Origin of the sequence: Pseudomonas sp. SC3(2021) (assembly GCF_019856535.1) — a bacterium.
Taxonomy (GTDB): Bacteria; Pseudomonadota; Gammaproteobacteria; order Pseudomonadales; family Pseudomonadaceae; genus Aquipseudomonas; species Aquipseudomonas monsensis.
Map to the genome: position 1 here is coordinate 1,287,756 of NZ_CP082236.1, position 13,298 is coordinate 1,301,053.

The window sequence follows — 13,298 nt, forward strand, 5'->3', positions numbered from 1 at the left end:
CTTTTCCATCGCCCTCTTCTTTATTAGCCACGAGTGGATTCCATGACTACCACGCCTAAACCTTTGGTCCTGATGATTCTCGACGGCTTCGGTCACAGTGACAGCCACGAATCCAATGCCGTGTACGCGGCGAAGAAGCCGGTCCTTGATCGCCTCTGGGCCAGCGTGCCGAACGGCTTGATCTCGGGCAGCGGCATGGACGTCGGCCTGCCGGACGGCCAGATGGGCAACTCCGAAGTCGGCCACATGAACCTCGGCGCCGGCCGCGTGGTGTATCAGGACTTCACCCGCGTGACCAAAGCGATCCGCGACGGCGAGTTCTTCGACAACCCGACTCTCTGCGCCGCTGTGGATAACGCCGTGGCCGCCGGCAAAGCCGTGCACTTCATGGGCCTGCTGTCCGACGGCGGCGTACACAGCCACCAGGATCACCTGATCGCCATGGCCGAACTGGCCTTCAAGCGCGGCGCCGAAAAAATCTACCTGCACGCCTTCCTCGATGGCCGCGACACGCCGCCGAAAAGCGCCACGTCGTCGATCGAACTGCTCGACGCGACCTTCCAGGCGCTCGGCAAGGGCCGCATCGCCAGCATCGTCGGTCGCTACTACGCGATGGACCGTGACAACCGTTGGGACCGCGTATCTCAGGCCTACAACCTGATCGTCGACGGCAACGCCGAATTCAACGCCGCCACTGCCCAGGAAGGCCTCGACGCCGCCTACGCCCGTGGCGAGAGCGACGAATTCGTCAAAGCCACCACCATCGGCGAGCCGGTCAAGGTCGAAGACGGCGACGCCGTGGTGTTCATGAACTTCCGCGCCGACCGCGCCCGCGAGCTGACTCGCGTATTCGTCGAAGACGATTTCAAGGAGTTCGAGCGCGCGCGCCAGCCGAAACTGGCCGGTTTCGTCATGCTGACCCAATACGCCGCCAGCATCCCTGCGCCGTCGGCCTTCGCCCCCGGCAGCCTGGAAAATGTGCTCGGCGATTATCTGGCGAAGAACGGCAAGACCCAGCTGCGCATCGCTGAAACCGAGAAATATGCGCACGTGACCTTCTTCTTCTCCGGCGGTCGTGAAGAACCGTTTCCGGGCGAAGAGCGGATTCTGATCCCGTCGCCGAAAGTCGCCACCTATGACTTGCAGCCGGAAATGAGCGCGCCCGAGGTTACCGACCGCATTGTCGACGCCATCGAAAATCAGCGTTACGACGTGATCGTGGTCAACTACGCCAACGGCGACATGGTCGGCCACAGCGGCGTGTTCGATGCGGCAGTGAAGGCTGTGGAATGCCTCGACACCTGCGTTGGCCGCATCGTTGAAGCGCTGGAAAAGGTGGGCGGCGAAGCGCTGATCACCGCCGACCACGGTAACGTCGAGCAGATGTCCGACGCCTCCACCGGCCAGGCGCACACCGCCCACACCACCGAGCCAGTGCCATTCATTTATGTCGGCAAGCGTGACCTCAAGGTCCGCGAAGGCGGCGTCCTGGCGGACGTGGCACCGACCATGCTGATGCTGCTGGGCCTGGAAAAGCCGGCGGAAATGACCGGCACCTCGATTCTGGTCTGACCCGAATCGCCAAAACACCGCAAAACCCTGTGGGAGCTGGCTTGCCAGCGATAGCAATCTGACAGCCAACATCTATGTTGAATGTGCAGACGCCATCGCTGGCGAGCCAGCTCCCACAGTGGTTTATGGGGTTTTCGAAATGGAATTACGCCTGTCTGGCGCTCCAGTTATCACACAGCCCCAATTGGGCGTTTTTTTTGCAGCGTCGGGCGGGCATACTAGGCCGTCCCTTACCCTGGTGCCGCCCGCCCCTATGCTTCGCGTCCTGATCGCCCTTGCTCTGACATGCCTGCTCCAACCGGCCTTCGCTGACGAGCGCGCGCAAACCCAACAGCAGTTGGACGCCACGCGTCAGGACATTGCCGAGTTGAAAAAACTGCTGGGCAAGCTGCAGGAAGAAAAATCCGGCGTGCAGAAAGAGCTCAAGGGCACCGAAACCGAGATGGGCAAGCTCGAGAAGCAGGTCGATGCCCTGCAAAAAGAGCTGAAGAAAAGCGAATCCGAGCTGCAGCGGCTCGATGCGGAGAAAAAAAAACTCCAGAGCGCGCGCACTGAACAACAGCGACTGATTGCCATCCAGGCCCGCGCGGCCTACCAGAACGGTCGTCAGGAATACCTCAAGCTGCTGCTCAACCAGCAGAATCCCGAGAAATTCGCCCGTACCCTCACCTATTACGATTACCTGAGCCAGGCCCGTCTGGAGCAGTTGAAAAGCTTCAACGAAACCCTGCGCCAGTTGGCCAATGTCGAAAAAGACATCGCTCTGCAGCAGGCGCAATTGCTGGTGCAGAAAAGCAGCCTCGACACCCAGCGCGACGAGCTGGAAAAGGTCCGCAAGGAACGCCAGCAAGTCCTCGCCAAGCTCAATGACGACGTGAAAGCCCGCGACCAGAAACTGGCCGCCCGCGAGCAGGATCAGGCAGACCTGTCTAAAGTCCTTAAAACCATTGAAGAAACCCTGGCCCGTCAGGCCCGTGAGGCAGAAGAAGCGCGGCAGAAAGCGCTGATCGCCCAGCAGGAAGCGGAAAAAAAGCGTTTGCGTGAGGCGCAGGCTGAAAACAGCGACGCCCCACGAAAACCCGCCAGATCCACCCCCGGCGCGCTGGTTTCCAGCAGCGGCGAGACCTTCGGTGGCCCTTTTGCTGCAACCCGGGGAAAACTTCCGTGGCCGGTTGATGGTCGACTGCTGGCACGCTTCGGCGAAAGCCGTGGCGACGATGCCCGTACCAAGTGGGACGGCGTAATGATCAGCGCTTCCGCCGGCAGTCAGGTGCACGCCGTACACGGCGGTCGCGTGGTATTCGCCGACTGGTTGCGCGGTGCCGGGCTGCTGGTGATCCTCGATCACGGCAACGGTTTTCTGAGTCTTTACGGTCACAACCAGACGCTGCTCAAGTCGGCCGGTGACGTGGTAAAAGCCGGTGAATCCATCTCCACTGTCGGTAACAGTGGTGGCCAGGACACGCCTGCGCTGTATTTCGCAATTCGTCAGCAGGGTCACCCGAGTGATCCGGCGCAATGGTGTCGTGCGCAAGGATAAGCGCACCGCCTAATTAAGGAGTTCGTTCGACATGCTGCATTTGTCCCGTCTTACCTCGCTGGCCCTGACGATCGCTCTGGTGATCGGCGCGCCTCTGGCGTTCGCTGCTCAGCCAGCCCCGGCGGTCGCTCCGGCAGGCACTGCCGCGACCGCCAAGGCACCGTTGCCGCTGGAAGAGTTGCGCACCTTTGCCGAGGTCATGGACCGGATCAAGGCCGCCTACGTCGAGCCGGTGGACGACAAGACCCTGCTGGAAAACGCGATCAAGGGCATGCTCAGCAACCTCGATCCGCACTCCGCCTACCTGGGCCCTGAAGACTTCACCGAGTTGCAGGAAAGCACCAGCGGCGAATTCGGCGGGCTGGGCATCGAAGTCGGCTCCGAAGACGGCTTCATCAAGGTCGTCTCGCCGATCGACGACACGCCTGCATCGAAGGCCGGTATTCAGGCCGGTGACTTCATCGTCAAGATCAACGGCCAGCCGACTCGCGGCCAGACCATGACCGAAGCCGTCGACAAGATGCGCGGCAAGATCGGCCAGAAGATCACCCTGACCCTGGTCCGCGACGGCGGCACGCCGTTCGACGTGACCCTGGCCCGCGCCGTGATTCAGGTCAAGAGCGTCAAGTCGCAGCTGCTGGAATCGGGCTACGGCTACATCCGCATCACTCAGTTCCAGGTCAAGACCGGCGAAGAGGTCTCCAAGGCCCTGGCGAAGATGCGCAAGGACAACGGCAAGAAGCTCAAAGGCATCATTCTCGACCTGCGTAACAACCCGGGCGGTGTACTGCAGGCGGCGGTGGAAGTGGTCGACCACTTCATCACCAAAGGCCTGATCGTCTACACCAAGGGCCGGATCGCCAACTCCGAACTGCGCTTCTCTGCCACCGGCAAGGACGAAAGCGAAGCCGTGCCGATGGTCGTGCTGATCAACGGTGGCAGCGCCTCGGCCTCGGAAATCGTCGCCGGCGCCCTGCAGGATCAGAAACGCGCCGTGGTCATGGGCACCACCAGTTTCGGCAAGGGTTCGGTGCAAACCGTGCTGCCGCTGAACAACGACCGCGCGCTGAAGATCACCACGGCGTTGTACTTCACGCCGAATGGCCGCTCGATCCAGGCTCAGGGCATCGTCCCGGACATCGAAGTGCGCAAGGCCAAGATCACCAACGAAGCGGACGGCGACTACTTCAAGGAAGCCGACCTGCAAGGTCACCTGGGCAACGGCAACGGCGGCGCGGACAAGCCGACCGGTTCCGGCGCCAAGCCTAAGGCAATGCCGCAGGATGACGATTACCAGTTGGCCCAGGCCCTGAGCCTGCTCAAAGGCCTGAGCATTACATCCGGCCGTTGAGGATGTCTTTGCGTTTCCTTTTCGTCCTGCTGTGCTGTCTGGCGGGCGCTGCTCATGCAGAGCCCGCCAGCCCCACGCCACACAAAGCCTACCTGACGCTGATCATCGACGACCTGGGGCAGAACCTGCCCCGGGATCGCCGCGTGCTGGCCCTGCCCGGCCCGGTGACCACGGCGATCATGCCCGACACGCCTCACGCCACCGAATTCGCCCGCGAGTCCCATCGCGCTGGCAAGATCGTCATCCTGCACATGCCGATGGATCCGGCCACCGGCCCGTACGCCTGGCACCCGGAATTGCCGATTGAAGAGCTTGAGAAGCGCCTCGACGCAGCGTTCAAAAAGGTGCCGTACACGGCGGGCATCAACAATCACATGGGTAGCCGCATGACTGCTCAGCCCGTGGCGATGGCCTGGCTGATGGGCGAGTTGCAGCGGCGGCACAAGTTCTTCGTCGACAGCCGCACCAGCGCGCAGACCGTCGCCGCGCAGCAAGCGCAGAAGATCAATCTGGCGAGCGTCTCGCGGGATGTGTTCCTGGATGACGAGCGCACCGAAGCGGCGATTTTCACCCAGTTGCAAACAGCGATCAGTCTCGCCCGTAAACAGGGCTCGGCGGTGATGATCGGCCACCCTTACCCGCAAACGCTGGCGGTGCTGGAGCGCGAGCTGCCCAAGCTGAAGGCCCAGGGCATCGACTGGATCGACATCAGGCAAATGATCAGCGTGCGCAGCAATCGCGCCATGAGCGGACATGGCAAAGACGGGATTTATCGGTAATACCGGGTAACGCTCTATACATAGTTACCGCCAGCAATCCTGCTGGCTTCCGGATAGTGAGACCTGCAACAGGTCGTGGCTCCCCCGAGCCGCTTTCAACTATCAGGATTGACTATGGCTCTCGAAGAAAACGCTGCCTCGCCACCCAGGCCAATGCAGCCCATCACGCACGACAACCTGCTGATCAACTTCACAACCGAGTTTCATCGGGTCTGGAGTATCAATAGTGCAAAGGCAAAACCTGGAACTTTCTGGCGCCCCACGCCCGCTCCGGATGCGTTGCCGGGTTACTTTCCACTGGGCGATCTGTTCATTCCCGGCAGTTTCAACATTAACGGCGACATGGTCTCGGCTGTCGTCTGCGAGAAGGACTTGAAAGGGGCGAAAAACAGTAAAGGCAACGCGCTGGCCAAGCCTGCCGATTTCGAACTGGTCTGGAATGAGTCCCCGTCACCCAGTGTTACGCGCACATCCATATGGCGCCCGATCCCCCCAGCAGGCTACGTCGCCCTGGGCCTGGTGTGCGCCAGTGACCACCGTAAGCCATCACCCAATACCGTCCGCTGCGTGAGGGCCGATCTGGTTGTAGAGGCAACTGTCGGGGATCTGCTGTGGAATGACAAAGGCACGGGCGCAAAACTCAGTTTCAGCGCCTGGACCATACAGCCACCCACTGCCGAGCCGGGCGAAATCTGTTTTGCTCCCGGCACCTTTGTGGGCGTAGAGACCTACAACAAACCCACAGCGCCCGGCACTGCTTATGCGTTACGGATGCAGATCCCGATGCAAATCACCGCAGCACCCCAAGCTCCGATGCTCACCGGGTATGCGCACCCTCCGAGTAGCGAAGCCGTCAAAGTCACTCAGGTTGCCCGCCTGCCCTGGTTTGCGGTCAGAGACCACGCCGATCCCGCCGAGCAGTTTTTCAGCTCGCCCTATTACGAGCTGAAAAGAACAGACGAATATGTGTTGATTGGTCATGACCACAACACCTCGGACAACACCCGTGCGGCCAAATGGATCACCCACCGAACACAAAACCCGATAGGGCTACGCGTGTTCAGCGGCTTGACGTCGATTGAAATCGACAAGGCCTGGCCATCCGTGGCGTTGAGCGATAGACGGGTGACGAAACTTTCGGCCCGCCTGCCGGAACACTTCACTCATACCGAAAATTCTGCGAGCGGCTGGATGGAGTCACGCCCTCAGGCCGTCATCGCCATGGTTGCGAAGCAGACTGCCGTCGCGGTCTACCAGATGGAAAGTCATTACAAACTCATACGTGAGGACGGCACTCAGGTGGCCGTCGAATTCCGCTATACCGACGACTCCAGCTTTCATCTGACGCAATTTCCGCCGGAACAAATCGAGATTGCCAACGCGTGCCGGCAACTGACCATGAGCACACCGTCAGGCTCCGAGGACAGTGGTGGTGCGGTCGACATCATTGCACCGTCAGCGCTGGAACTACCGGCTGCTACAGATAGCGCCCCATGATCTCGTCGACAACCCCATCCTTGCGCATTTGATCCAGTGCAGCCTGCAACTTGGCAACGACTGTATCTGACACATCCTTGTTCAGTGCCAGATACAGTTCTGCGCTGTTGAAGCGCAGCACAGTCTTGAGGCCGGTAACACCGTCCTGCCGCGCCAGATACCGTCCGGCAGGATCGCCTGTGGCCCACAAATCAATCTGCCCGCCGACCAGTTTTTTCGCATTGTCCTGATCACGCAGCACCACAATCGGCTTCAGCCCCTGCTTGGCCAGTGTCTCGGCAATGGCATCCCCCTTGTAGGCGCCGATCTTGTATTTGCGCGCATCCTCGAGGGTTTCGAGAGTGATCTTGCTGTCAGCCTTGGCCAACATGATCCAGTCGTCAGGGCCGATCGGGCCGACCCATTTGAAGAGTTTTTCCCGGTCCGGCAGACGCGCCATCACGAAGGCACCGTAACCGGGGTTTTCCAGGGCGAGTTTGTAGACGCGCTCCCAAGGAAAACGCAGAGTCAGGCTGTAAGTGATCCCGGCACGCTGGAACATTTCACGGACGATATCGGTGGCGATGCCATTGATGTTCTCGCCCTGGGCGAAATTTTTGCCGTTCTTCGCCATGTTATAGGGCGGGAAGTTTTCGGTGAGCAGCACCAGATCGGTGTCGGGACTGTTTTCGGCACGGGCATTGTTGATCAACAACAAAGAGGCACTGGCGAGAACAAGGAGCAGGCGTTTGATCATGTCGGGCTACCGGAATCCATGGCGTGCCCAAGAGTGCCTTGGGTGCGCCATGGTGTCCACTGGCCCGTACGGTTTAGCGCATTACGATGCCGCGTTTGGCCATATACGCTTTTGCTTCCTGCACGGTGTACTCGCCGAAGTGGAAAATACTCGCCGCCAGCACTGCGCTGGCGTGGCCTTCAATGATGCCGTCAGCCAGATGCTGCAGGTTGCCGACGCCGCCGGAAGCGATGACCGGAATGCCCAGCGCATCGCTGATGGCGCGGGTCACGCCGAGGTCGAAGCCGTTTTTCATGCCGTCCTGATCCATGCTGGTCAGCAGGATCTCGCCGGCGCCGAGGCCTTCCATTTTCTTCGCCCACTCGACCGCGTCGAGGCCGGTCGGCTTGCGTCCGCCGTGGGTGAAGATTTCCCAGCGCGGGGTTTCGCCCGGGCCTGAGACTTTCTTCGCGTCGATGGCGACGACGATGCACTGCGAGCCGAAATGCTGCGCGGCTTCGCCGACAAACTCAGGGTTGAACACCGCTGCGGTGTTGATCGAGACCTTGTCCGCACCGGCATTGAGCAGGTTGCGAATGTCCTGCACGGTGCGCACGCCGCCGCCCACGGTCAGCGGGATGAACACCTGGCTGGCCATGCGCTCGACGGTATGCAGCGTAGTGTCGCGGCCATCGACGCTGGCGGTGATGTCGAGGAAGGTAATCTCGTCGGCACCCTGCTCGTCATAGCGCCGGGCGATTTCCACCGGGTCACCGGCGTCACGGATGTTCTCGAACTTCACACCTTTGACGACCCGGCCGTTGTCCACGTCCAGGCAAGGGATGATGCGTTTGGCCAGCGCCATGGTCAGTCCTCAGCCTTTGTACGAATCGCAGAAAGCTTGCGCTTCGGCGACGTCGAGGGTGCCTTCGTAGATCGCCCGGCCAGTGATGGCGCCGATGATGCCTGGCGCCTTGGCGTCGAGCAGCGACTTGATGTCACCCAGATTGTGGATACCGCCGGAAGCGATCACCGGGATCTTCGTGGCAGCGGCCAGCGCAGCGGTAAACGGCACGTTGCAACCCTGCATCATGCCGTCTTTGGCGATGTCGGTATAAACGATCGAGGAGACGCCGTCGGCTTCAAACTGCTTGGCCAGATCAATGACCTGCACGGTGCTGATTTCAGCCCAGCCATCGGTGGCGACAAAACCGTCTTTGGCATCCAGACCGACGATGATCTTGCCCGGGAACGCGCGGCAGGCCTCAGCGACGAACGCCGGATCTTTAACGGCTTTGGTGCCGATGATCACGTAGCTCACGCCCGCCTTGACGTAGTGCTCGATGGTTTCCAGCGAACGGATGCCGCCACCGATCTGGATCGGCAAAGTCGGATAGCGCTTGGCGATCGCAGTGACCACTTCGCCGTTGACTGGCTGGCCTTCGAACGCGCCATTCAGATCGACCAGATGCAGACGGCGGCAACCGCCCTCCACCCACTTGGCAGCCATGCTCACCGGGTCATCGGAGAACACTGTGGAATCTTCCATGCGGCCCTGGCGCAGACGTACGCAGGCACCGTCTTTAAGATCGATAGCGGGAATAATCAGCATCTGGCAAACCTTCAAATTTGAATGTTCAGCTTGGCTCGGAAATCAGTTTTTCTCGAGCGCCCACAGGTCGCTTTCGATGCTTTCAAACCGCTCTTTGAGGTGGGTCTGCACATCGAAAATCGCCCTGTTGTAATAGTGCGGAGCAATTTCGCGGGTAAACAGCTCAAGAATTTCCGCCGCTTCGAACGAACCCAGATCGAGTTCGAAACGGTCTTCCATGAACCGCTGGATCTTGCGATTGACCTCGTTCTCCTGCTCGGGAGTGAGGGTCAGGATCGGCGGTTTGGACTTCTTGGCAGCCATTTACCAGCGACCGTCCCACGCGGCGAAGTTCTGCAGCAGTTGCAGGCCATGGGTATGGCTCTTCTCCGGGTGGAACTGCACGGCGAAACGCGAGCCATCGGCCAGTGCTGCGGCGAAATCGAGCCCGTAATGACCGCTGCCCACCACCTGCCGCGCGTTGGCGGCGGCGATGTAGTAGCTGTGCACGAAGTAGAAACGCGCCATGTCCGGAATATCGTGCCACAGCGGGTGACTGACCTTCTGCTTCACCTCGTTCCAGCCCATATGCGGGACTTTCAGGTGCTCGCCGTCTTCATGCAGGTCTTTGCCGAAGAACTTCACCGCCCCCGGAAACAGGCCGATGCAGTCAACGCCGTCGTTCTCTTCGCTGGTGTCGAGCAAGGCCTGCATGCCGACGCAGATGCCGAGGAACGGACGATCCTGGCTGACTTCACGCACCAGCGAGTCGAAACCGAGGCGACGAATTTCCGCCATGCAGTCGCGAATCGCGCCCACACCGGGGAAGACCACGCGGTCGGCTTCGCGGATCACGTCGGCATCGCTGGTGATCAGCACCTTGCCGGCACCGACGTGCTCGAGGGCCTTGGCCACCGAGTGCAGATTGCCCATGCCGTAGTCGATAACTGCAACCGTCTGCATTACAGGACGCCTTTGGTCGATGGCATTTGCCCGGCCATGCGCTCGTCCAGCTCGACGGCCATGCGCAGGGCGCGGCCGAAAGCCTTGAACACGGTTTCGATCTGGTGGTGGGTGTTGGTGCCACGCAGGTTGTCGATGTGCAGGCTGACCAGTGCGTGGTTGACGAAGCCCTGGAAGAATTCCTGGAACAGGTCAACGTCGAAGCCGCCCACGGTGGCGCGGGTGTACGGCACGTGCATCTGCAGGCCCGGGCGGCCGGAGAAGTCGATCACCACACGCGACAGCGCTTCATCGAGCGGCACATAGGCGTGGCCGTAGCGACGGATGCCTTTCTTGTCGCCGATGGCTTTGGCGAAGGCCTGGCCGAGGGTGATACCGACGTCTTCCACGGTATGGTGGTCGTCGATATGCAGATCGCCCTTGCATTCAATATCCAGGTCGATCAACCCGTGACGGGCGATCTGATCCAGCATGTGCTCAAGAAAAGGAACACCGATATCGAATCGGGCCTTTCCGGTGCCATCAAGGTTGATCGAGGCTTTGATCTGGGTTTCCAGAGTGTCGCGCTCGACAGACGCCTTACGTTCGGCCATCACCAGCTCCGCAAAATCATTGGGCGAAAAAGGCAGCCATTATAGGCACGCGGGGCCGAAACAGAAACACGAGACGCAATATCGCTGACGGACAGAAGTCCCGGCTGTCGCGGGTAGACATGTCCATACAAGCCATTACAGGCACCCCAAAAACAACTGTAGGAGTGAGCCTGCTCGCGATGAGGACCTGGCAATCAACATTTCTGTGACTGTCAGACCGCTATCGCGAGCAGGGCTCACTCCTACAGGGGTACTGCGTTTTTACTTAGTGAAACAGTACCGCCGTTTTCTGCAGGGTCACCCACACACCCCACGCCAACGGAATCCCCACCACCAGCCATGCTGCGACGGCCAACGGCTTGCTGCCCGGCGCGGCTTTCCACTCCAGAACCGTAGTCGCATCAGCACCTTTGTCGTGGCCCAGCGCCTGTTCGGCAGCCAGTTCAGCGTCGGTCATGAAGTACTTGTCAGCCACCGGACGAACCAGCAGGTTGCACAGGAAGCCCAGCACCAGCAGGCCGGCGAGGATGTACAGGGTGATGTCGTAGGCAGCCGCGCGGTCAACGCCGATGCTCAACTGGTACTCACGCAGGTAGTTCACCAACACCGGACCGAGCACACCGGCTGCCGCCCAGGCGGTCAGCAGACGACCGTGGATCGCACCCACCATCTGCGTACCGAACAGGTCGGCCAGATACGCCGGCACCGTGGCGAAACCGCCGCCGTACATCGACAGAATGATGCAGAACGCCGCCACGAACAGCGCGACGTTGCCCAGATGACCGAGGTTCGGGATTAATGCGTACAGGGCAAAACCCAGGGCGAAGAACACGAAGTAGGTGTTTTTGCGACCCAGGTAGTCGGAAAACGACGCCCAGAAGAACCGGCCACCGATGTTGAACAGGCTCAGCAGACCGGTGAAACCGGCAGCAATTGCGGCAATCGAAGCCAGTTGCCCGGCATCCAGTTGGCCGAACGGCACGTCAACCCCCAGCAGGCGGCCACCGAACACTTCCTGCAACAGCGGCGAGGCCATGCCCAGAATGCCGATACCGGCGGACACGTTCAGGCACAGCACCAGCCACACCAGACGGAATTGCGGGGTTTTCCACGCCACATTCACGTGCACGTGACGGTGGGTGATCATCGCGTTCGACGCTTTCTTCGCCGGCGCGGTCCAGCCTTCAGGCTTCCAGCCGGTTGGCGGCACGCGGTAGGCCAGGGCGCCACCGATCATGAACACGAAGTAGATCGCAGCCATGGCCACGAAGCTCTGCCAGACGCCGACACCGGCCGGCGAAGCGAAGTGGCTCATCAGCGCAGTCGCCAGCGGTGCACCGACCATCGCGCCGCCACCGAAACCCATGATTGCCATGCCGGTGGCCATGCCGCGCTTGTCCGGGAACCACTTGATCAGGGTCGAGACCGGCGAGATGTAGCCCAGGCCCAGACCGATACCGCCGATCACGCCGGAGCCGATCCACATCAGCCAGATCTGGTGGGTATAGATACCCAGCGCCGAAATCAGCAGACCGCCGCACCAGCACAGTGCCGATACCACACCGGCCTTGCGTGGGCCGGCGTGTTCCAGCCAGCCGCCCCAGATAGCTGCCGAGCAGCCGAGGAAGATGAAGAACAGGGTGTAGATCCAGCCGAGCATCGAGATCGGCCAGTCACATTGCGACGAAAACACTTGTGCGATGAAGCTCATGTCCGGTGCGCAAGCCACTGGAGCGGTGACGCCCAGCGCCTTGGACAGCGGCAGCCAGAACACCGAGAAACCGTAGGCCATGCCGATGCACAGGTGGATGGCCAGAGCGGCCGGTGGTACCAGCCAGCGGTTGAAACCGGGCTTGGCGATGATGCGTTCCTTGGACAGGAACGCGGGCTGGTCGGCGCGAAGGCCGTCCGCCGTGATGCTCGTGCTCATTGTGTATCCCCCAATTATTAGTATGGTTCGCCAGCCACTGCTCACCCCCGGCCTTTATGCACGCAGGCATGACCGTTTTTTTGGGTGAAGCTCCTTGAAGGCGCGACGTTAAGTCGCAGAAGGACGGACGAACGGGCGAAGGTTACCATTTGCACGTGACAGAAAAACCAAACTGATATCACCTTTTTTCATGTCACCTGATCTCCTTACCTGCAGGCACCGCACAACGCTGCGATCGTTTGATCATTCTTGAAATCACCAACGGCAATAGATCGCGGCCTGCTGCGGCTCCTGCATAGCGCTTCACAAACGGAAAAATCATGCCTGTCATCGTTCAAACGCTTGAAGACGCCAGTTATCAGGATCAGCAGGATTTGCAGAAAATCTATCGTGATGCGCCGCAATGGCTGTTCGCACCGTTCACCGGCGCGGCCGATCTGATCGAAAACGCCCTCGCTGACGGCTGTTTGATTGCCGGACGTTTCAATGATCGCCTGCTCGGTGCCGGGCGCCTGACAAGGCACCACGGCGTTTGGCATCTGTCCCATTTATGTGTGCGAAAAATCACCCGGCGTCGCGGAGTTGCCGAGCGGCTGGTGAACCAAGCGCAAAAAATGGCGTCGCAAGCGGGGGCGGAACTGCGCCTGCTGGCACCCGCCGGACACCTTGAAGCGCAGGCGCTGGCGGCCAAATTGCACGTGCCACTGGAAGTAATAGCGACATGACGGCGCCCCGAACCGGGTGGATGCAGCGCTATACTCCCCGGC

At 60.5% G+C, this 13,298-nt stretch carries 13 protein-coding genes; 6 read left to right on the forward strand and 7 right to left on the reverse strand.

The genetic code is table 11. The features are described 5' to 3' along the window. Window positions 1-42 precede the first annotated feature (42 nt). The 5 genes from gpmI (at window position 43) to K5Y35_RS05655 (ending at window position 6,739) form a co-directional block, all read left to right on the forward strand. Complete coding sequence (gene gpmI, locus K5Y35_RS05635; RefSeq protein WP_222833850.1) at window positions 43-1,572, forward strand: 2,3-bisphosphoglycerate-independent phosphoglycerate mutase; 1,530 nt, start codon at window positions 43-45, stop codon at window positions 1,570-1,572. Between the two features lie 253 nt (window positions 1,573-1,825). Further along, complete coding sequence (locus K5Y35_RS05640; RefSeq protein WP_123470651.1) at window positions 1,826-3,112, forward strand: murein hydrolase activator EnvC family protein; 1,287 nt, start codon at window positions 1,826-1,828, stop codon at window positions 3,110-3,112. A 31-nt stretch (window positions 3,113-3,143) separates the two neighbouring features. Next, entirely contained in the window at window positions 3,144-4,463 is a 1,320-nt protein-coding gene (locus K5Y35_RS05645; protein WP_123470649.1) for a S41 family peptidase, read from the forward strand. Between the two features lie 2 nt (window positions 4,464-4,465). Then, on the forward strand, window positions 4,466-5,242 hold the full coding sequence (locus K5Y35_RS05650) for a divergent polysaccharide deacetylase family protein (protein ID WP_222833851.1): 777 nt from the start codon (window positions 4,466-4,468) through the stop codon (window positions 5,240-5,242). 114 nt (window positions 5,243-5,356) lie between these two features. Beyond that, complete coding sequence (locus K5Y35_RS05655; RefSeq protein ID WP_222833852.1) at window positions 5,357-6,739, forward strand: Vps62-related protein; 1,383 nt, start codon at window positions 5,357-5,359, stop codon at window positions 6,737-6,739. Here the strand turns inward: K5Y35_RS05655 and K5Y35_RS05660 are convergent. From K5Y35_RS05660 to K5Y35_RS05690, 7 genes are all read right to left on the reverse strand, one after another. Then, entirely contained in the window at window positions 6,720-7,475 is a 756-nt protein-coding gene (locus K5Y35_RS05660) for a substrate-binding periplasmic protein (RefSeq protein WP_222833853.1), read from the reverse strand. The genes K5Y35_RS05655 and K5Y35_RS05660 overlap by 20 nt on opposite strands. A gap of 73 nt (window positions 7,476-7,548) precedes the next feature. Then, a complete protein-coding gene (hisF, locus tag K5Y35_RS05665; RefSeq protein ID WP_090452593.1) occupies window positions 7,549-8,319 on the reverse strand; it encodes an imidazole glycerol phosphate synthase subunit HisF in 771 nt (256 codons plus the stop codon). A 9-nt stretch (window positions 8,320-8,328) separates the two neighbouring features. Beyond that, window positions 8,329-9,066 carry a 1-(5-phosphoribosyl)-5-[(5-phosphoribosylamino)methylideneamino]imidazole-4-carboxamide isomerase gene (gene hisA / locus K5Y35_RS05670; protein ID WP_007909210.1) on the reverse strand — a complete coding sequence of 246 codons (738 nt, stop codon included), beginning with the start codon at window positions 9,064-9,066 and terminating at the stop codon, window positions 8,329-8,331. A 42-nt stretch (window positions 9,067-9,108) separates the two neighbouring features. Beyond that, complete coding sequence (locus tag K5Y35_RS05675; RefSeq protein ID WP_027611255.1) at window positions 9,109-9,369, reverse strand: DUF2164 domain-containing protein; 261 nt, start codon at window positions 9,367-9,369, stop codon at window positions 9,109-9,111. After that, the gene (gene hisH / locus K5Y35_RS05680) at window positions 9,370-10,008 is read right to left on the reverse strand and encodes an imidazole glycerol phosphate synthase subunit HisH (protein WP_123470642.1); all 639 of its coding nucleotides are present in this window, start codon (window positions 10,006-10,008) and stop codon (window positions 9,370-9,372) included. It lies immediately after the preceding gene. Then, entirely contained in the window at window positions 10,008-10,601 is a 594-nt protein-coding gene (gene hisB / locus K5Y35_RS05685) for an imidazoleglycerol-phosphate dehydratase HisB (RefSeq protein WP_007909204.1), read from the reverse strand. The genes hisH and hisB overlap by 1 nt, the downstream gene beginning before the upstream one ends. Window positions 10,602-10,866: 265 nt before the next feature. Then, window positions 10,867-12,531, reverse strand: a complete 1,665-nt coding sequence (locus tag K5Y35_RS05690; RefSeq protein ID WP_123470640.1) for an OFA family MFS transporter — start codon at window positions 12,529-12,531, stop codon at window positions 10,867-10,869. 320 nt (window positions 12,532-12,851) lie between these two features. On the opposite strand from K5Y35_RS05690, the gene K5Y35_RS05695 reads away from it, so the two are divergent. Beyond that, window positions 12,852-13,256, forward strand: coding sequence for an acetyl-CoA sensor PanZ family protein (locus K5Y35_RS05695; RefSeq protein WP_186748385.1), 405 nt, complete (start codon window positions 12,852-12,854; stop codon window positions 13,254-13,256). The last annotated feature ends 42 nt before the right edge of the window (window positions 13,257-13,298 follow it).

Bases quoted from the DNA above. Each gene is read 5' to 3' on its own strand.
- gpmI (WP_222833850.1), top strand. From the start codon at position 43: ATGACTACCACGCCTAAACCTTTGGTCCTGATGATTCTCGACGGCTTC.
- K5Y35_RS05640 (WP_123470651.1), top strand. From the start codon at position 1,826: ATGCTTCGCGTCCTGATCGCCCTTGCTCTGACATGCCTGCTCCAACCG.
- K5Y35_RS05645 (WP_123470649.1), top strand. From the start codon at position 3,144: ATGCTGCATTTGTCCCGTCTTACCTCGCTGGCCCTGACGATCGCTCTG.
- K5Y35_RS05650 (WP_222833851.1), top strand. From the start codon at position 4,466: ATGTCTTTGCGTTTCCTTTTCGTCCTGCTGTGCTGTCTGGCGGGCGCT.
- K5Y35_RS05655 (WP_222833852.1), top strand. From the start codon at position 5,357: ATGGCTCTCGAAGAAAACGCTGCCTCGCCACCCAGGCCAATGCAGCCC.
- K5Y35_RS05660 (WP_222833853.1), bottom strand. From the start codon at position 7,475: ATGATCAAACGCCTGCTCCTTGTTCTCGCCAGTGCCTCTTTGTTGTTG.
- hisF (WP_090452593.1), bottom strand. From the start codon at position 8,319: ATGGCGCTGGCCAAACGCATCATCCCTTGCCTGGACGTGGACAACGGC.
- hisA (WP_007909210.1), bottom strand. From the start codon at position 9,066: ATGCTGATTATTCCCGCTATCGATCTTAAAGACGGTGCCTGCGTACGT.
- K5Y35_RS05675 (WP_027611255.1), bottom strand. From the start codon at position 9,369: ATGGCTGCCAAGAAGTCCAAACCGCCGATCCTGACCCTCACTCCCGAG.
- hisH (WP_123470642.1), bottom strand. From the start codon at position 10,008: ATGCAGACGGTTGCAGTTATCGACTACGGCATGGGCAATCTGCACTCG.
- hisB (WP_007909204.1), bottom strand. From the start codon at position 10,601: ATGGCCGAACGTAAGGCGTCTGTCGAGCGCGACACTCTGGAAACCCAG.
- K5Y35_RS05690 (WP_123470640.1), bottom strand. From the start codon at position 12,531: ATGAGCACGAGCATCACGGCGGACGGCCTTCGCGCCGACCAGCCCGCG.
- K5Y35_RS05695 (WP_186748385.1), top strand. From the start codon at position 12,852: ATGCCTGTCATCGTTCAAACGCTTGAAGACGCCAGTTATCAGGATCAG.